General features: G+C 67.1%; 18 protein-coding genes. 4 read left to right on the top strand and 14 right to left on the bottom strand.

Annotated features, from left to right (window positions below):
- Positions 1–413: 413 nt before the first annotated feature.
- From DU478_RS10985 to trpS, 6 genes are all read right to left on the bottom strand, one after another.
- A complete protein-coding gene (locus DU478_RS10985; protein ID WP_114510993.1) occupies positions 414–1,214 on the bottom strand; it encodes a peroxiredoxin in 801 nt (266 codons plus the stop codon).
- A 232-nt stretch (positions 1,215–1,446) separates the two neighbouring features.
- Positions 1,447–1,902, bottom strand: a complete 456-nt coding sequence (locus DU478_RS10990; RefSeq protein WP_114510994.1) for a universal stress protein — start codon at positions 1,900–1,902, stop codon at positions 1,447–1,449.
- A gap of 125 nt (positions 1,903–2,027) precedes the next feature.
- Positions 2,028–2,891 carry a branched-chain amino acid aminotransferase gene (locus DU478_RS10995; protein ID WP_114510995.1) on the bottom strand — a complete coding sequence of 288 codons (864 nt, stop codon included), beginning with the start codon at positions 2,889–2,891 and terminating at the stop codon, positions 2,028–2,030.
- Between the two features lie 60 nt (positions 2,892–2,951).
- Entirely contained in the window at positions 2,952–3,434 is a 483-nt protein-coding gene (locus DU478_RS11000) for a VOC family protein (RefSeq protein ID WP_114510996.1), read from the bottom strand.
- Positions 3,435–3,533: 99 nt separating this feature from the next.
- Entirely contained in the window at positions 3,534–4,847 is a 1,314-nt protein-coding gene (locus tag DU478_RS11005; protein ID WP_114510997.1) for an ABC1 kinase family protein, read from the bottom strand.
- 60 nt (positions 4,848–4,907) lie between these two features.
- Positions 4,908–5,939 carry a tryptophan--tRNA ligase gene (trpS, locus tag DU478_RS11010; RefSeq protein WP_114510998.1) on the bottom strand — a complete coding sequence of 344 codons (1,032 nt, stop codon included), beginning with the start codon at positions 5,937–5,939 and terminating at the stop codon, positions 4,908–4,910.
- Positions 5,940–6,014: 75 nt separating this feature from the next.
- Between trpS and DU478_RS11015 the strand changes: the two genes are divergently transcribed.
- Complete coding sequence (locus DU478_RS11015) at positions 6,015–6,701, top strand: rhomboid family intramembrane serine protease (RefSeq protein WP_114510999.1); 687 nt, start codon at positions 6,015–6,017, stop codon at positions 6,699–6,701.
- On the opposite strand, the gene DU478_RS11020 is transcribed toward DU478_RS11015, so the two are convergent.
- From DU478_RS11020 to murJ, 3 genes are read right to left on the bottom strand one after another with little or no spacing between them, the layout of a single operon-like run.
- Positions 6,698–7,735: a trans-3-hydroxy-L-proline dehydratase gene (locus DU478_RS11020; RefSeq protein WP_114511035.1), complete on the bottom strand. Its 1,038-nt coding sequence runs from the start codon at positions 7,733–7,735 to the stop codon at positions 6,698–6,700. The genes DU478_RS11015 and DU478_RS11020 overlap by 4 nt on opposite strands.
- Before the next feature lie 21 nt (positions 7,736–7,756).
- A complete protein-coding gene (locus DU478_RS11025) occupies positions 7,757–9,241 on the bottom strand; it encodes a phospholipase D family protein (RefSeq protein ID WP_114511000.1) in 1,485 nt (494 codons plus the stop codon).
- Positions 9,238–10,791 carry a murein biosynthesis integral membrane protein MurJ gene (gene murJ / locus DU478_RS11030; protein WP_114511001.1) on the bottom strand — a complete coding sequence of 518 codons (1,554 nt, stop codon included), beginning with the start codon at positions 10,789–10,791 and terminating at the stop codon, positions 9,238–9,240. Before murJ ends, DU478_RS11025 begins: the two co-directional genes overlap by 4 nt.
- 138 nt (positions 10,792–10,929) lie before the next feature.
- Between murJ and DU478_RS11035 the strand changes: the two genes are divergently transcribed.
- The 3 genes from DU478_RS11035 (at position 10,930) to DU478_RS11045 (ending at position 12,178) form a co-directional block, all read left to right on the top strand.
- On the top strand, positions 10,930–11,292 hold the full coding sequence (locus DU478_RS11035; protein WP_114511002.1) for a RidA family protein: 363 nt from the start codon (positions 10,930–10,932) through the stop codon (positions 11,290–11,292).
- 102 nt (positions 11,293–11,394) lie between these two features.
- A complete protein-coding gene (locus DU478_RS11040) occupies positions 11,395–11,778 on the top strand; it encodes an NADH:ubiquinone oxidoreductase subunit NDUFA12 (RefSeq protein ID WP_114511003.1) in 384 nt (127 codons plus the stop codon).
- A gap of 37 nt (positions 11,779–11,815) precedes the next feature.
- Complete coding sequence (locus DU478_RS11045) at positions 11,816–12,178, top strand: DUF2155 domain-containing protein (RefSeq protein ID WP_114511004.1); 363 nt, start codon at positions 11,816–11,818, stop codon at positions 12,176–12,178.
- Here the strand turns inward: DU478_RS11045 and aat are convergent.
- The 5 genes from aat to DU478_RS11070 all read right to left on the bottom strand — a co-directional run.
- On the bottom strand, positions 12,142–12,777 hold the full coding sequence (aat, locus tag DU478_RS11050; RefSeq protein WP_114511005.1) for a leucyl/phenylalanyl-tRNA--protein transferase: 636 nt from the start codon (positions 12,775–12,777) through the stop codon (positions 12,142–12,144). The two genes, DU478_RS11045 and aat, sit on opposite strands and share 37 nt — an antisense overlap.
- An 84-nt stretch (positions 12,778–12,861) precedes the next feature.
- Positions 12,862–14,214, bottom strand: coding sequence for an acetyl-CoA carboxylase biotin carboxylase subunit (accC, locus tag DU478_RS11055; protein WP_114511006.1), 1,353 nt, complete (start codon positions 14,212–14,214; stop codon positions 12,862–12,864).
- A 9-nt stretch (positions 14,215–14,223) separates the two neighbouring features.
- Positions 14,224–14,721, bottom strand: coding sequence for an acetyl-CoA carboxylase biotin carboxyl carrier protein (gene accB / locus DU478_RS11060; protein ID WP_114511007.1), 498 nt, complete (start codon positions 14,719–14,721; stop codon positions 14,224–14,226).
- 300 nt (positions 14,722–15,021) lie between these two features.
- On the bottom strand, positions 15,022–15,303 hold the full coding sequence (locus DU478_RS11065; protein ID WP_114511008.1) for a hypothetical protein: 282 nt from the start codon (positions 15,301–15,303) through the stop codon (positions 15,022–15,024).
- Between the two features lie 154 nt (positions 15,304–15,457).
- A partial coding sequence (locus DU478_RS11070; protein WP_147276336.1) for an AMP-binding enzyme occupies positions 15,458–16,318 on the bottom strand: 861 nt, incomplete at its 5' end.

Below are 16,318 nucleotides of genomic sequence, written 5' to 3' on the forward strand. Positions count from 1 at the left end.
GCCGGCTGTCAGAGGCAGAGGTGCGAGTGCGGCGTTGTTGCAACGGCTGGAACGCCGGGCCCCGGGCGCGGATGAACGCCCGGGGCCCGTGTTGTCTGCCGATGTCTCAGCAGTCTGCCGACGGGATCGGCTGTGGGATGTCAGGCTGCCGGGTCCCGTCTGGCGGTGGTGCGCGGTGATGGCTCCTTTCGGCAAGCGGCGGGTTGCGGGGGCCAGGCGGCGCTGGCGCGAGGGTGCGGCCGGAAAATACGGCCGCGACACGTGGTGCCGGACAGGGTGAGCAGCGGAGAGGGCGCCTGCGCGCGGCGACCACGTGGGGCGGGTCGGGATGTGTCGGTGCACCTGCTGTGAGGGACTGAGGTGCCCGTCCCGATCCTGTCAGATGCCCGTTTCGGGCCGATGGTGGAGGCTGATCAGGGCGTGTCCTCCTCGGTCGCGGTGACGCTGTAGAGTGCGGGGCGGCCGGCGTGGCGCGGGTCGATCCGTTTCGACACCAGCGACAGGTAGGAGGTGACGGGCCGCACGAACCGGAGCGTCTCCTGCGCATCCAGGCGTTGCGTCAGCCGCGTCGTCAGCATGTAGTCGTCGCCCGGGCACCAGTCGGCGGGGGTCGCCGCACCGATGCGGTCGTGCGCCTGCAGCGCGTCCACGGCCCGCAGGATTTCCGCGGTGCTGCGCCCCACCGCCTGGGGATATTCCATGATCATCCGCACCTGCATGTCCGGGTCGACGATATACGTCTTGCGGACCGGCGCCTGGCTGAGCCCGGTGCCGTCGAGCATGCCCAGGATTTCGGACAATCCGCCCGAGGGGTCGGCGGCCATCGGAAACGGCACGTCGATCCCGAAGCTTGCGGCGATATCGGCGCACCAGGCGCGCTGTTCGTCCAGTGCCGATGTCGAGATCGACATCACCTTGATGCCGCGTTCTTCCAGGTCGCCCTCCGCATCGGCCAGCGACAGCACCTCGGAGGTGCAGACGCCGGTAAAGGCCGCGGGGTGGCTGAAGAATACCGTCCAGTGGCCCGCGGCCCAGTCGCGGTAGCGCAGGCGGCCATGGGTCGTGTCGGCTTCGAAATCGGGGAGGGTATCGCCGATGCGCAGGCACCAGCCAAGGCCGGCGGTCGACGGGGCGGGCTCTGCGGCCCGCGACGGTGCGAATTGTTCTGCCGGCGTCACCATCCGGTCGCGGTCGAGAATGAAGGGCATCGTCATGGATCATCTCCGGTGTGTGTCGATGAACCCAGAGTTGTATCGAATTATGTCGGGAAATAGGCCGTCCTCAGGCGCGGCGGTCGCATTTACACTGTTTATGTTGTCAGCTCCGCAAACCTGCCCTTGCAAAATTTGCGCATCCATCTGGCGTCGGGCTGCTGCCGACCGGCGTCAATTCCACCTCTTCGGTTAAGTCATTGTGATTTATTTATTTTCACGCAAAAGCGGGGTCTCAGGTGATCGCCTCGAGACGTTCCTTGGACAGGTCTCCGGGCACGATCGTGATCGGAATGGGCAGGCTTCCGGACGACCGGCTGAGCTGCGTGACAAGCGGGCCGGGGCCCTTCTTGTCGGTGCCGGCGCCCAGCACGAGGACGCCGATCTCCGCGTCCTCGCGCACCTGTTCGATGATCTGCGGGACCGGCTCGCCCTCGCGGATGATCAACTCCGGGTCGACCCCCTGCTTGTCGCGCATCCACTTCGCAAAGACCTCGAAATGCGCGACGATGCGTTCGCGCGCCTCTTCGCGCATGATGTCGCCGACGCCGATCCAGTGGTTGAACTCGTCGGGCGGGATCACCGACAGGATCGCCACCCCGCCGCCGGTCTTGGCGGCGCGCATTGCGGCGAACCGCATCGCGTTGAGACATTCGCGACTGTCATCGAGCACAACAAGAAACTTGCGCATCTGGACCTCCCGTTGCACGGATCATGGCCGAGCGCGCCGGACCTGTCCAGCACTGCCGCAGCCGGGCCGGAGGGACGCCGCGCTTTGCCGCAGGCAAAGACGCCCCGCCCGCCGTCCCGCGGGCCTCAGCCTTGGCTGGCCGCCCAATCCCAGTAGAGCGAACGGGCGCGGCGCGCCATGGGGCCGACCTGATACTGCGTCTCGTCGAAGGCGGTCACCGGCGTGATCTTGTTCATGTTGCCGGTGGCAAAGACTTCGTCCGCGGCGAGGAAATCGTCGAAGCTCAGCACAGTTTCCACCACCTCGACCCCGTCGGCGCGCAGGTTGGCGATGTGGCGCGCGCGGGTGATGCCGGCAAGGAAGGTGCCGTTGGGCACGGGCGTGAAGACAACGCCGTCGCGGACCATGAAGATGTTCGAGGTCGCGGTTTCGGCGACGTTGCCCATGGCGTCGGCCACCAGCGCGTTGGCGAACCCCTTGGACCGCGCTTCGGCCAGCATCCGGGCGTTGTTGGGGTACAGGCATCCGGCCTTGGCGTTGACCACCGCATCCTCCATCACCGGGCGGCGGAATCGCGTGCGGGTGACGGTCATCGACGCGCTCTCGGGCGCCATCGGGATCTCTTCCAGGCAGATGGCAAAGCCGGTCTCGTCGGCCAGCGGCACGATCGCCGTCGCGTCGCCGTGGATTCCCCAGTACATCGGGCGGATGTAGACGGCGGCGTCGGGAGCATAGGCCGAAAGGCCCTCGCGGACGATCTGCACCATGTCCTCCGTCGTGACCGTGGGCGCGATCATCAACGCCTTGGCCGAGGCGTTGACCCGCGCGCAATGCAGGTCGAGGTCCGGCGCGCGGCCATGCACGTAGCGCGCGCCGTCGAAGACCGTGCTGCCCAGCCAGGCGCCGTGATCCGCTCCGCGCATCACGGGCACATCGCCGTCGTGCCAACGGCCGTCGAAATAGGTGCGGATGTTGCTGCCGGTGGCCATGGGATGTCCTTTCTGATCGCCGCGCGACACTAGGCCGGTGCGGCGCAGAGGTCCAGACGGTCAGGACGCCTCGGCCAGCAGCGCCTCGAGGTCCAGGCGGCTGTTCGACAGGATCACCCCACCGTCCGCATCGCGCGGCCAGTCGGCGCGCGGGCGGTCGCGGTAAAGCTCCACACCGTTGCCGTCGGGATCGTCGAAATAGACCGCTTCGGACACGCCGTGATCCGCTGCTCCGGTCAGCTGCACCCCGGCGTCGAGCACAGCTTGCAGGGCGCGTGCCAGCGCCGGGCGGTCCGGATAGATGAATGCGGTGTGAAACAGCCCGGTGCTGCCCGGCGGCGGCGGCTTGCCGCCCTTGCTGCCCCAGGTGTTGAGCGCGATGTGATGATGATACCCGCCGGCAGACAGGAACGCGGCCTCTTTGCCCTGCGTGACGACCTCGAGTCCGATCACGTCGCGGTAGAAAGCGACGGCGCGGTCAAGCTCCGCCACGCGCAGGTGGACGTGGCCGATCTGGGTGGCGGCGGGGGCGGTGTAGCTCATCTCGAGCCTCCTTGATCTGTGCCGGGACAAGATAGGCGCAACAGGTCGCCGCGCGAAGGGGCGATCCAAGAGAGGCACCGTGCGCTGCCGCACAGTTCTTTACAGGTAGGGCGCGAGGAGCCTTGGCATGTCGACCCGGGCGCGCAGCCTGGCCGCCAGAAGGTAGAGCCCGCCGATCTTGCGATGGAGAAACAGCGTCTCGGGCGGCGGCACGTCGGCAAAGCTGCGGTCGGCGGCGAAGGCCGCGCCCTTTTCCTGCAGGTCGCGGACCAGCGTCGCAGTACCGAAATCGAACATGCCCGGCACATTGAGCGGCGCAAAGGCCATCTCCATCATCTCTAGCAGCAGGGCTTCGTGATGCGGCGCGGTCGTTTCGCTGATGTAGCCGATGTCGCGCGCGGCGGTGCGCAGGGTCTCGCGGTCGCGGCCCAGGGCGGCGTGCAGCAGCCGACGGAACTGCGCGGCGGTTTCGGGCGCGATTTCGCGCGTGGCGCCGAAATCCAGCAGGACGATGCGGCCGGTGTCACGCTGGACGCGGTAATTGGCGAAGTTGGGATCGGTCTGCATCAGCCGGAAGTCGAAAAGCTCCTGCAGGACCAGTTCCAGCAGCCGGATGACCGCTCGGTCGCGGCTGGCCTGATCGGCCTCGGCAAGGTCTTCGATCGGATCGCCGGGCAGGTAGTCCATGGCCAGGATGTCGGTCGTGGTGAGGTCGTCATGCAGCCGTGGCACGGCGAAATGGCTCTGGTCCGCCAGCAGGTCGTAAAAGGCGGAAAGATACCGGCCTTCCCGGCGGTAGTCTGCTTCTTCGTGAAGCTGCGTGCGCGCTTCGTCGAGGAACGGACCAAGGTCCAGCCCGCGCGGGACGAGGCCTGACATGCGCAGCAGCGCCGCGACGTTGGCAAGGTCGCTGTCGATGGCGCGGCGCACGCCGGGATATTGCACCTTGATGGCCAGATCGCGACCATCCTTCGTTTGCGCCCGGTGCACCTGCCCGATGGAAGCGGCGGCGATGGGGCGGACGTCGAATTTCTCGAACCTTTTCAGAAAGTCCGCACCCCAGTTGGCCGCCAGCAACTGTTTCAGCTGCCCGCCGGGCATGACGTGGCCGTCGTCGCGCAGGCGGGCGAGGATGTCCGACAGCTCGGGCGCGAGAAATTCTCCCGCCTCCATCGACAGCAGCTGGCCCATCTTCATCGCCGCGCCGCGCATCTGGCTCAGCTGCGCGGTCAGCCGCGTGGCATTGGCGGGGGTCAGCAGCAGGCCGCGCCATTCGGGCCGTTCGCCGCGCGCGAACTGGCGGGTGCCTTCGGCGGCGGCGGCACCGAGGATGCCCGTCGTCATCGCGCCAAAGCGCGTGAGGCGCGACAGGCGGCCCGAGGGCACGCGGGTTTCTGAAGGGGGGCGTTTCATGCGGCATACCTCTGATCGTCCAGAAGTATGCCGCGGATGAAGAGCGGCAATGGCGGCAGGTTACCGCACGATTCCCATGATGTCGTAGGTCTGCTCGAGAATCGGCGTGGCGATGGCGCGCGCCTGGTCCGAGCCGCGGCGCAGGATCGCGTCGATCTCGTCGGGCTGCTCCATCAGCCGCGCCATTTCGCCCGAGATCGGCGACAGCTTCTCGACCGCCAGATCCGCCAGCATCGGCTTGAACTCCGAGAATTGCTTGCCGCCCACATCCGCCAGCACCTGCGCGACGGTCATGTCGGCCAAGGCCGCGTAGATGTTGACGAGGTTGCGCGCCTCGGGCCGGTCCTCCAGCCCCTTGGCCTCGGACGGCAGGGCGTCGGGATCGGTGCGGGCCTTGCGGATCTTTGAGGCGATGGTGTCGGCATCGTCGGTCATGTTGATCCGGCTCATGTCCGAGGGATCGCTTTTCGACATCTTCTTTGACCCATCCCGCAGGGACATGACGCGGGTGGCCGCACCCTCGATCACCGGTTCGGTGAGCGGGAAGAATTCGACGCCGTAATCGTGGTTGAACTTCGTCGCGATGTCGCGGGTCAGCTCCAGGTGCTGTTTCTGGTCCTCGCCCACCGGGACATGCGTGGCGTGGTAGCACAGGATGTCGGCGGCCATGAGCGCGGGATAGGCGAAAAGCCCCAGCGAGGCGTTCTCGGCGTTCTTGCCGGCCTTGTCCTTGAACTGGGTCATGCGCTTCATCCAGCCCATGCGGGCGACGCAGTTGAACACCCAGGCCATCTGCGCGTGTTCGGGCACCTGGGACTGGTTGAAGAGGATCGAGCGCGCGGGGTCGATGCCGCTGGCGATGAAACCGGCGCACAGCTCGCGGGTGGCGCGCGACAGTTTTTCGGGGTCCTGCCAGACGGTGATCGCGTGCAGGTCGACCATGCAGTAGATCGACTGGATGCCTCGGTCCTGGCTGTCGACAAAGCGCTTGAGCGCGCCCAGGTAGTTGCCCAGCGTCAGTCCGCCCGAGGGCTGGATGCCGGAGAAGACCCGCGGCGTGAAGGCAGGAGAGGTTTGGACCCCCTCGGACATGGCAATTCTCCGTCTGGAATTATGGCTGCGGCAGGCTTATCCATGGGGCTCAATGCCGTCAAGCAAAGGGCCCCCATGACCCATCCGCATACCGAAAGCCCGTTGAACCCGCTGCCGCCGGTGGTGGTGGCGCTGTCCCTGCTGATCGTCGCGGTCGAGGTTGTGCTGAACCTCGGCGCGCGCGGCATCCTCGGCGGGCCGGGGGCCATCGGCTGGCGGCTCGCGGCGGTGCAGGACTATGCTTTCTCCGGGCGGGTTCTGGCCTGGATGCTGGAAACCGGGCAGATGCCGCCCGAGCACCTGATGCGCCTGGTGACCTATCCTTTCGTGCATGCCACCTTTACCCATGCGCTCTTTGCCGTGGTGATGCTTCTGGCTTTGGGCAAGATGGTGGGCGAGGTCATGGGCAACCTTGCCACGGCGGTGATCTTCCTGGGCTCCGGCATCGGCGGCGCGCTGGTCTACGGGTTGGTGGTACCGGACGGCGCGCCGCTGCTCGGGGCGTTTCCGCCGATCTACGGCCTCATCGGCGGGTTCACCTACCTGCTCTGGGTCCGCCTCGGAGAGATGGGGGCGCAGCAGATCCGGGCGTTTTCACTCATCGGGATCCTGCTGGGGCTGCAACTGGTCTTCACGCTGCTTTTCGGCTCCGGGCAGGAGTGGGTCGCGGATATCGCCGGTTTTGCGGTCGGGTTCGGCCTGTCGGTGCTGCTGGTGCCGGGCGGGCTGGCGCGCATCCTGGCGCGGCTGCGGCGGGACTAATCGCGACCGGGCATCGGCCAGGTGTCTGACAGGCGGTAGCCGCGCGGAAACGGGTCGTCGGGGTCCAGCATGTGCTGATGGGTGCCGGTGATCCAGGCGCGGCCGCTGATCTCGGGCCGGATCGCGGGCAGCCCGCCGACCGAGGTTTCGCCCAGGATCGTGCCGCGGAACTCGGTGTCCAGCACCGACACGGCGGTCAGGACGTCGCCGACGGCCATCTCTCCCCGCGCATGCAGCAGCGCCATGCGCGCCGAAAGGGCCGTTCCGGTGGGGGAGCGGTCGAGCTTTCCGGGCGCGATGCTGACCGCCGACCGCACGCGCAGGCCGTCCGACCTGTGCTCGGGCTTGCCGGCAAAGAGGCAGAATGAGATGTGCCGCCAGTCCGGCAGGTCCGGATGGGTGAAGCCAAGCTGCCGGGTCGCCGCATCGGCGATACGGGTGCCGAGCCGGGCCAGAGCCTCGGCATTCTCGGGCACCAAGTCGAGCTCCAGCCCCGCCGGATCGACCACCACGAAGCTGTCGCCGCCCCAGGCGATGTCGACGGTGAGCGTGCCCAGTCCCTCGACCTCGAGCCGCTGGTCCAGCGGCCCGGCAAAGGCGGGCAGGTTTTCCACATGGATGCGCTCTGCCTTGCCGTCCCGGCAGTCGGCGCGCAGGCGCACCAGTCCGCCCGGCGCTTCGAGCACGAGGTGCGTCACCGGCTCAGTCATCGGCAGGATGCCGGTGTCGAGCAGCACCGTCGCGACGCAGATGCTGTTCGAGCCGGACATTGGCGGCGTGTGCTCCGGCTCCATGATGATGAAGCCCATCTGCGCCTCGGGGTGTGTCGCCGGGACCAAAAGGTTGACGTGCCGAAACACGCCGCCGCGCGGTTCGTTCAGCATGAAATCCCGCAATACGCCGTCTTCTGCGATCCAGCTGCGCTGATCCCAAAGCGTGGCGCCCGGCGGCAGGTCAACGCCGGCGGTGATGACGTCACCCACTTCGCCTTCGGCATGGCAGGACACGGTATGGATGACGTGGGTGCTGCGCACGGAGGGGCTTTCGGGCATGCGTCAGAAGATGTCCGACGGCACGAACGGGATACGACGCGAGAACTTCCTTCCCCGCTCCAGAGGGAAGGGCACGACAAAGCCGATCCGCTCTTCGGGGGTGAGGCCGCGGTTGGCCTCGGCCGCCTCGGTCCATGTCGCCGCCTGCGTCGGATCCTTGCCGTCCAGGTGATCCGCCAGCCACATCCGCGCCAGCCGGTGACGCAGGTCGCGCATGACCTCGCCGTCGCGGAACGCGATCGAGGCTTCGGTGTCCCAGCGCAGCGACCGGCCGTTGAGGTTGGCCGATCCGATGATGCCGAAACGGTCGTCGATCAGCGTAAGCTTGGAATGCACGTAGATGGGGCCCGCGCCATGGATCGCGATATTGCCTTCGGGTGCCGGCTTGGGCTGTGCCGGCGCGATGACGGCGACGCGGTCACCGTAAGCCTTTTGCAGTGCCTCGACCGCGTCGACCTGAAGCCTGTGCGCGTGCCGCGCGTCCCAGCCTTCGTGGCCGTCGAAGAGCACCCGGTCGGGCGCCGCGGGCAGGACGACGACCAGTTGCAGCTCCGGCGACCGCTGCGCGGCTTCGGTCAGCGCCTGCACAATGGGCGGATGCCGCAGGAATTGCGTTTCGATATAGATGTGGCGCTCGGCCTTGCCGATCTCGCGCAGGAGCACGGTTTCATGCTCGATGATGCGCGGCTTGGGGCCAAGCCGCCCGACGCCGCGGCAGGCGTCGGAAAAGGTCCGCACCAGCCGCAGGTCGGCCGGGGACTGCGGTCGCTTCGAGACGTCGATCGGCAGCGCGCGGTCGGCCAGCGACGCGGCCCCGCAGTTCAGCGCCGCGTTCCAGGTGTCGGCCAGGTGCGCGCGCAGCGCGGCGGCGAAATCGCCGTCCACCTCGATGCTCAGATCGTGCCAGGTCTCTTCGGGGGGCAATTCGTGGCCCAGCGTGTCATACCGCCGCTCGTCCACGTCCAGTCCGCCGATGATGCAGCGTTCGCTGTCGGCGACGGCGCATTTCTGGTGGATCGTGACCGGCCGCAGGATCGGCCCGGATTTTAGGACAGTCCGCTGCACCGGAGTGAGCCGCGTCGGCTCCTCGTCCCGCAGGCGCTGTATCATGCGGGTGATCTTGCCGCGCATCAGCAGCTTCCAGATCCATCCGGCCTCTTGCCCATGCGGGGCGCAGAGGATCTGCACGTCACCCTGCGCCGTGTCGGCAAAGCCCGAAGCATTGGTCCAGGCCGCGCGGTGAAGCGTCGAGGTGAAAAGCGGGTCGAAATCCGCAACCAGCAGGCGCAATTTCACGCCGCGTCGCGCCACCAGCGCCAGCAGGTCCGCCCAGGTATCGAGACCGCGTTCGCGGATCTCCGGGTCGCGCAGCTTGGTGCGCGGGTCGAAGATGCGGAAGGTCAGGAACAGCTCGTCCCGCGCGGAATCCGCAAGTCTTTCAAGCGCCGGGAAGCCCTCGGCAGCGGTGATGAGCGGTTTGAGCGTCATGTGTCTCTGGGTTTCCTACGCAGGGCGTTTCTGAATTCGGACAGACGAAAGGCCCCCATGGCTTGGCCGACGATGCCGTAGGAGGCCGCACCGACGGCCAAAAGCACGAGCAGCGCCAGATAGCGCCACCCTGCCTCTCCGAACAACGGGCCAAGTATCAAAAGGGTTCCCCACATCGCGGCACCCATGATCGCCGAAGCCAGGCAAATGCGCCAGACGCGCCGCCGGAACCGGTCGTCGAAGCGCGCGACCTCGCCAAAGCGGCGCGCGCCAAAGCCGAGTTGCGCAACCATGATCCAGCCCGCGAGCGTCGTGGCGATGGCCGGTGCGATCCAGCCGATCACCGGCGCCAGGCCGATGGCCACCGCAGCGTTGACCACCATGGCAACGAGGGCATAGCGGAACGGGCTGCGGGTGTCTTCGCGCGCGAAGTAGAGCGGTTGCAGCACCTTCTGCAGCACGAAAGCCGGCAGGCCCAGCCCGTAAAGCGCGACGGCGAGCGCAATCGCGGCGCTGTCGTCGGGGCCGGTGGCGCCGCGTTCGAAGAGCACCGACACCATCGGCAGCGGCACCACCACCAGCGCCACGGCGCAGGGCACGGTCAGGGCCAGCGAAATCTCTCCGGCGCGGGAAAACGCCTGCCGTCCGCCGATGCTGTCCTCGGCCTTGAGCCGCCGTGACAGGTCCGGCAGCAGCACGATGCCGACGGCGATGCCGACGACCCCCAGCGGCAGCTGGTAAAGCCGGTCGGCGGCATAGAGCCAGCCCACGGCCTTGTCGAAATAGGAGGCGACCTGCTGGCCCACGAGAAGGTTGACCTGCATCACCCCGCCGGCCAGTGCCGCCGGGATCGCCACTGCTGTCAACCGCTTCATGTCCGGCGTGAGGCGCGGCCGAGATGGGCGCAGCCGGATGCCGGCGCGGTCCGCGGCGATCCAGACCAGTGCGAGTTGCGCAATTCCCGCCAGCGGCACCGTCCAGACCAGCCAGATCACCACCTCTCCGCCCAGGTAATAGCCGGCTGTCATGGCGATCAGCACGAAGATGTTGAGCAGAACCGGCGCTGCCGCGGCGGCGGCGAAATGCCCGGCGGCGTTCAACGCGCCGGAAAACAGCGCCGCCAGCGACACGAAGAGGATATAGGGAAAGACAATGCGCCCGAAGCCCACGGTCAGGTCGAACCGCTCGGACCCGGCAAAGCCCCCGGCGGTGGCCAGCACCAGCGCCGGCATGAAAACCATCGCAAGGCCGGTCAGCACCAGCAGCACGAAGGCCAGCCCGCTCATCGCGTCGCGGGCAAAGCGCAGCGGATCGTCATCCGCCTCGAGCTTTTTCGAGAACATCGGCACGAAGGCGGCGTTGAACGCGCCCTCGGCAAAGAAGCGGCGGAACATGTTGGGCAGGCGGAAGGCGGCGACGAAGGCGTCCATCACCGGGCCGGGGCCGATCAGCGCAAGAATCACGATCTCGCGGGCTACGCCCAGAACGCGGCTGGCCAGCGTCCAGAAGCCGACGGTGAGGATGCCCGACATCAGGCGGATGGGTTTCATTTCGGCTTCGGCTCCAGAACAGCGCGCCCGACACGCAGCAGTAGTGCATCGCCCGCGGCGGGGGAAGGGGGCGCATGGCGTTGACACTGCCGTGGCTTGGGCATTGAGTGGCGGCGACGCCGCAAGGAGAAAAAACCCATGACCATCAAGCGCATCGGATCGGGCAGCCCGTTCGAGGAAAAGATCGGCTATTGCCGCGCCGTCGTGGCGGGCGGGTTCGTGCACGTGGCCGGCACGGTCGGGCAGGGCGACACGGTCGAGGACCAGTGCCGCCACGCCCTGGGCACCATCGCCTCGGCCTTGCGGCAGGCAGGTGCCAGCCTGTCCGACACGGTGCGGGTGACCTACTACCTGCCCGACGCGTCGGAATTCGAAGCCTGCTGGCCGATCCTGCGCGACACCTTCGGTGACGCGCCGCCAGCGGCGACCATGGTGCAATGCGCGCTCATCGACCCGAAATACCGGATCGAGATCGAGCTGACCGCGCTGGCCCCGGCCTGAAGCCGGTTTCCGCCGACGCCGGGTCCCCGGTGCGGCGGCGCGGCACTGGACCTCTGCGCCGCGATGGGCCATAGAGAGGACCAAGGATCACGGGAGTCGTCCATGGGTATTCTGAGCAACCTGCTGCGCGCCGTCACCTGGTGGAACGGGCAGACGCTGAACACGCAGCTCTACACCTGGCGCAAGGGCCACAAGGTCGGCGAAGATGCGCAGGGCAACGTCTTTTACCAGAGCGGCGATGGCGCTCGCCGCTGGGTGATCTTCAACGGCGAGGTCGAGGCGACGCGCGTCAGCCCGGAATGGCACGGCTGGCTGCACCACACCTACCAGGAACCGCCGACCGAACGCCCGCTGCCGCGCAAGACCTGGGAAAAGCCGCACCAGGAGAATCTGACCGGCACCGCACTGGCCTATGCGCCCGCCGGGTCGATCCGGCGCCAGGATCCCAAGGACCGCGGCGATTACGAGGCCTGGTCGCCCGAGTGATGCTCGGACGCGCCGGCCCCGGAAACGAAAGCCCCGCATGAGATCCCTGTTCGCCACGCTTCTGTGCCTTTCGCTGGCCTGGCCCGTCCAGGCGCAGGAAACGGTGAGCCATGGCTCCGGCGCGGTGCTGCGCGCGCTCGACAAGCTCAACGGCACGGTCACGGATATCGAGGTCGGAGACCGGCAATCGCAGGCCGTCGGCCGGATCGAGGTGACTCTGGACGATTGCCGCTATCCCGAGGGCGATCCGGCGGGGGATGCCTATGCGTTCCTGACCGTGCGCGAGGTCGGCGTCGCCGATCCGGTGTTCCGCGGCTGGATGATCGCCAGCGCCCCGGCGCTCAACCCCATGGACCATCCGCGCTACGACGTCTGGGTGCTGCGCTGCATGACCTCCTGACCGGTTTCGGGTAGGGCCACGGCGTTGAAATCCGCCTCTTTTTCAAGTGCTTCGGCCAGCAGGCGGTGATAGGCGGCGCGGGTGATCTCCTGCCCGCCAAGCGACGCCAGGTGCGGCGTCAGGAACTGCGTGTCGAAGAGCGTGAAACCGCAGCGGTTGAGGTGATCCACCAGCCAGGCAAGGGCCACCTTCGACGCGTCCGCGCGGCGCGAGAACATCGACTCGCCGCAATAGGCCGCGCCCAGCGTGACGCCGTAGACCCCGCCCACCAGCGCGTCGCCCTCCCAGACCTCGATGGAATGGGCCGCTCCCCTGTCGAAAAGCGCCCGGTAGAGCTGGCGGATCTCGTCGTTGATCCAGGTCTCTTCCCGGTCGGCGCACCCCGCCATGACGCCGTCGAAGGCGGTGTTGCGCGTGACCCGGAAGGTGTCGCGGCGCAGGCGCCGCGCCAGGCTGCGGGAGATGTGGAAGCCGTCCAGCGGCAGGATCCCGCGGCGGCGCGGATCGACCCAGAAGATCTCCGGATCGTCCTGCCGCTCGGCCATGGGAAAGATGCCCGAGCGATAGGCGTGCAACAACAGATCAGGCGTGATGCTCATCCGGCGGACCCAAGACTTTTGGCGAAAGTCTTGGCAAACATTTTCTGAAAATGTTTGCGCGGCCCCTGGATCATGCGGCGCCGCTCAGTCCGCCTTGAGGGCCTGTTCCAGCCAGTGCTCCAGCCAGTGGATGTTGTAGTCGCCCCTGTGAATGTCCGGTTCCTGCAGGAGCGCGTGGAACAGCGGAATGGTCGTGTCGACGCCGTCGACGATCAGCTCGCCCAGGGCGCGGTTCAGCCGTGCCAGCGCTTCGGGCCGGTCCCGGCCGTGCACGATCAGCTTGCCGATCAGGCTGTCGTAATAGGGCGGGATCTTGTAACCGTCATACAGTGCGGAATCCATCCGAACGCCAAGCCCGCCCGGTGCGTGATACTGCGTGATCCGGCCCGGGCTGGGCGAGAAGTTCGGCAGTTTCTCGGCGTTGATTCGAACCTCGATGGCGTGGCCGTTGATCTTGAGGTCTTCCTGCGTGAAGGACATCGGGAGTCCCGCAGCCACCCTTATCTGCTCGCGCACCAGATCGACGCCGAAGATGCCTTCGGTCACCGGGTGTTCGACCTGCAGCCGGGTGTTCATCTCGATGAAGTAGAACTCGCCCTTCTCGTAGAGGAATTCGATGGTGCCGGCGCCGGCATAGTTGATCGCGGCCACTGCGTCGGCGCAGACCTTGCCGATGCGCGCCCGTTCCTCGGCGTTGATCGCCGGGCCCGGGGCTTCTTCAAAGACCTTCTGGTGGCGGCGCTGCAGCGAACAGTCGCGTTCCCCCAGGTGCACCGCGCGGCCCTTGCCGTCACCGAACACCTGTATCTCGATGTGCCGCGGCGTGGTCAGGTATTTCTCGATATAGACTTCGTCGTTGCCGAAGGCGGCCTTGGCCTCGGACCGCGCGGTGAGAAAGGCGCGTTCCATCTCCGACGCGTTCTGCGCCACCTTCATGCCGCGCCCGCCGCCGCCGGCGGTGGCCTTGATGATGACCGGGTAGCCGATCTCCTCCCCCAGCTTGCGCGCGGTGTCGAGGTCGGGCACGCCGCCGCCCGATCCGGGGACGCAGGGGACGCCAAGTTCCTTCATCGTCTCGATCGCGGCGATCTTGTCGCCCATGACGCGGATATGCTCGGCGGTGGGGCCGATGAAGGTCAGGTCGTGATCCTCGACCACCTGTACGAAGCGGGCATTCTCCGACAGGAAGCCATAGCCCGGGTGGATCGCCTGGGCGCCGGTGACTTCGCAGGCGGCCAGGATCGACGGGATGGACAGGTAGCTGTCGGTCGAGGACGGCGGGCCGATGCAGATCGTTTCGTCGGCCATCCGCACATGCATGGCGTCGCTGTCGGCGGTGGAATGCACGGCGACGCTCTGGATGCCCATCTCGCGGCAGGCCCGGATGACGCGGAGGGCGATTTCGCCGCGGTTGGCGATCAGGATCTTGTCAAACATGCCCGGACCTTATTCCAGGATCACGAGAGGCGCGCCGTATTCGACCGGGGCGCCGTCTTCGACGAGGATGCGCTTGACCGTGCCCGACCGCGGGGCAGGGATGTGGTTCATGGTCTTCATCGCTTCGACGATCAGCAGCGTGTCGCCTTCGGAGACGCTGGCGCCGACCTTGATGAAGGCGGGCGCGCCCGGTTCGGCCTGCATGTAGACCGTGCCGACCATCGGCGAGGTCACGGCGCCGGGGTGGGCGGCGGGGTCTTCGAATGCGTCGGCCCCCGTCGCAGGCGCGGGGGCCGCGGCTGCGGCCGGAGCGGGGGCAGCGGGCTGCGGCATCGCCGGGGCGGCAGCGGGCGCGGCCTGCGGCTGCATCCGGCTGACGCGCACGTTCAGGCTGTCGTCCTCGCCATATTCTCGCTTTACCTGAAGCTCGGTCAGGTCATTTTCGCGCAGAAGCTCTGCCAGCGCCTGGATAAAGGCCACGTCTGCGTCTTTGGTGTTCTTGGTCATGCCATCCTCGCCCGATTTGCGGTGCCGCTGCCCTGTGCGGGCCTTTTTCGGTTGGCCCGCTTATAGGCCATGTGATTGGGCATGAAAAGCGATGGCGTGGCACCATGTCGCGGCATGTGATCTGCCGCCTGAAACGCGGGGAGTTGGGAAGGTCGGGGAGGCGTTCAGGCGCCGGTAAACTCTCGATGCCGGGTGCGCGCTGTGGTCTGCGGCGACGCCGGGCGCGCGATCGGCGAAGGCATGTCGGTTCGCAAGGTCCGGTGGCCATGCGGGGACCGGGAATCATGCGGCGTCCGGTGGCTAGGCGGGCGTCTCGTCGGCCCGTGCTTCGGCCTGTTCCTGAAGCATTGTCGCGATCTTGATCTGCATGATCGTGGGCGGCGCGGCTTTTTGATCCTTGCGCGATGCCGTGCCGTCGTCCTGTGCGCTGCCGTCGCCGCTTTGGCCCAGGCTCGCCTCCTTGCTGCCGGGCAGGGCGACGACGCGGCTGTCGCTGGCTGCGGGTGCGGGCGTTGCAGGCAGCGCCTGTGGATGGCCGGTACTTTGCGGCGCGGCCCAGGCTGGAATTCCTGATATGAGCATCTGTCATCTCCTTCCGAAAAAACCCCCATGGAAAGAGTTTATCACGCGGCAGGAAGCCTCGCCAAAGCCATTCGAGTCAAGTGGTTAACCAGGTGGTTAACGCAGAAAGGCGGCGCTGGACGCGCCGCCTTTCGACTGACCATGACTGTCGGTGTCAGGTGTTCATACGGTTTTCGATGAGGTTGTCGACGACATCGGGGTCGGCGAGGGTGGAGGTGTCGCCGAGGGAGCCGTAGTCGTTTTCGGCGATCTTGCGCAGGATGCGGCGCATGATCTTGCCGGAGCGGGTTTTCGGCAGGCCTGGGGCCCACTGGATGAGGTCCGGGCTGGCGATCGGGCCGATCTCCTGGCGCACCCAGGTGCGCAGYTCCTTGGTGAGCTCGTCCGAAGGCTCGACCCCGTTCATCAGGGTCACGTAGCAGTAGATGCCCTGGCCCTTGACCTGGTGCGGGTAGCCCACCACCGCCGCCTCGGCGACCTTGGCGTGGGCGACGAGGGCGGATTCGACCTCGGCCGTGCCCATGCGGTGRCCGCTCACGTTGATCACGTCGTCGACCCGGCCGGTGATCCAGTAATCGCCGTCCGCATCGCGCCGGCAGCCGTCGCCGGAGAAGTAATAGCCCTTGTAGTCCGAGAAATAGGTCTTCTCGAACCGCTCGTGATCGCCCCAGACCGTGCGCATCTGTCCGGGCCAGCTGTCCTTCAGCGCCAGCACGCCCTCGGTCGGGCTGGCGTGGATTTCTTCGCCCGACTGCGGGTCGAGCACCACCGGCTGCACGCCGAAGAACGGCTTCATCGCCGCGCCCGGCTTGGTCGCATGCGCGCCGGGCAGGGGCGTCAGCAGGTGCCCGCCGGTTTCGGTCTGCCACCAGGTRTCGACGATGGGGCAGCGGCCCTGGCCCACGACGTCGTTGTACCAGYTCCAGGCCTCGGGGTTGATCGGTTCGCCCACGGTGCCCAGCAGTTTCAGCGAGGATAGATCGCATTTGGTTACGAAATCGTTGCCCTGGCCCAT

Origin of the sequence: Thalassococcus profundi (assembly GCF_003344785.1) — a bacterium.
GTDB classification, from domain to species: Bacteria; Pseudomonadota; Alphaproteobacteria; order Rhodobacterales; family Rhodobacteraceae; genus Puniceibacterium; species Puniceibacterium profundi.

Bases quoted from the DNA above. Each gene is read 5' to 3' on its own strand.
- DU478_RS11000 (WP_114510996.1), bottom strand. From the start codon at position 3,434: ATGAGCTACACCGCCCCCGCCGCCACCCAGATCGGCCACGTCCACCTG.
- DU478_RS11035 (WP_114511002.1), top strand. From the start codon at position 10,930: ATGACCATCAAGCGCATCGGATCGGGCAGCCCGTTCGAGGAAAAGATC.
- DU478_RS11045 (WP_114511004.1), top strand. From the start codon at position 11,816: ATGAGATCCCTGTTCGCCACGCTTCTGTGCCTTTCGCTGGCCTGGCCC.
- DU478_RS10985 (WP_114510993.1), bottom strand. From the start codon at position 1,214: ATGACGATGCCCTTCATTCTCGACCGCGACCGGATGGTGACGCCGGCA.
- DU478_RS11025 (WP_114511000.1), bottom strand. From the start codon at position 9,241: ATGACGCTCAAACCGCTCATCACCGCTGCCGAGGGCTTCCCGGCGCTT.
- murJ (WP_114511001.1), bottom strand. From the start codon at position 10,791: ATGAAACCCATCCGCCTGATGTCGGGCATCCTCACCGTCGGCTTCTGG.
- DU478_RS11040 (WP_114511003.1), top strand. From the start codon at position 11,395: ATGGGTATTCTGAGCAACCTGCTGCGCGCCGTCACCTGGTGGAACGGG.
- accC (WP_114511006.1), bottom strand. From the start codon at position 14,214: ATGTTTGACAAGATCCTGATCGCCAACCGCGGCGAAATCGCCCTCCGC.
- DU478_RS10990 (WP_114510994.1), bottom strand. From the start codon at position 1,902: ATGCGCAAGTTTCTTGTTGTGCTCGATGACAGTCGCGAATGTCTCAAC.
- accB (WP_114511007.1), bottom strand. From the start codon at position 14,721: ATGACCAAGAACACCAAAGACGCAGACGTGGCCTTTATCCAGGCGCTG.
- DU478_RS11005 (WP_114510997.1), bottom strand. From the start codon at position 4,847: ATGAAACGCCCCCCTTCAGAAACCCGCGTGCCCTCGGGCCGCCTGTCG.
- aat (WP_114511005.1), bottom strand. From the start codon at position 12,777: ATGAGCATCACGCCTGATCTGTTGTTGCACGCCTATCGCTCGGGCATC.
- DU478_RS11065 (WP_114511008.1), bottom strand. From the start codon at position 15,303: ATGCTCATATCAGGAATTCCAGCCTGGGCCGCGCCGCAAAGTACCGGC.
- DU478_RS11015 (WP_114510999.1), top strand. From the start codon at position 6,015: ATGACCCATCCGCATACCGAAAGCCCGTTGAACCCGCTGCCGCCGGTG.
- trpS (WP_114510998.1), bottom strand. From the start codon at position 5,939: ATGTCCGAGGGGGTCCAAACCTCTCCTGCCTTCACGCCGCGGGTCTTC.
- DU478_RS10995 (WP_114510995.1), bottom strand. From the start codon at position 2,891: ATGGCCACCGGCAGCAACATCCGCACCTATTTCGACGGCCGTTGGCAC.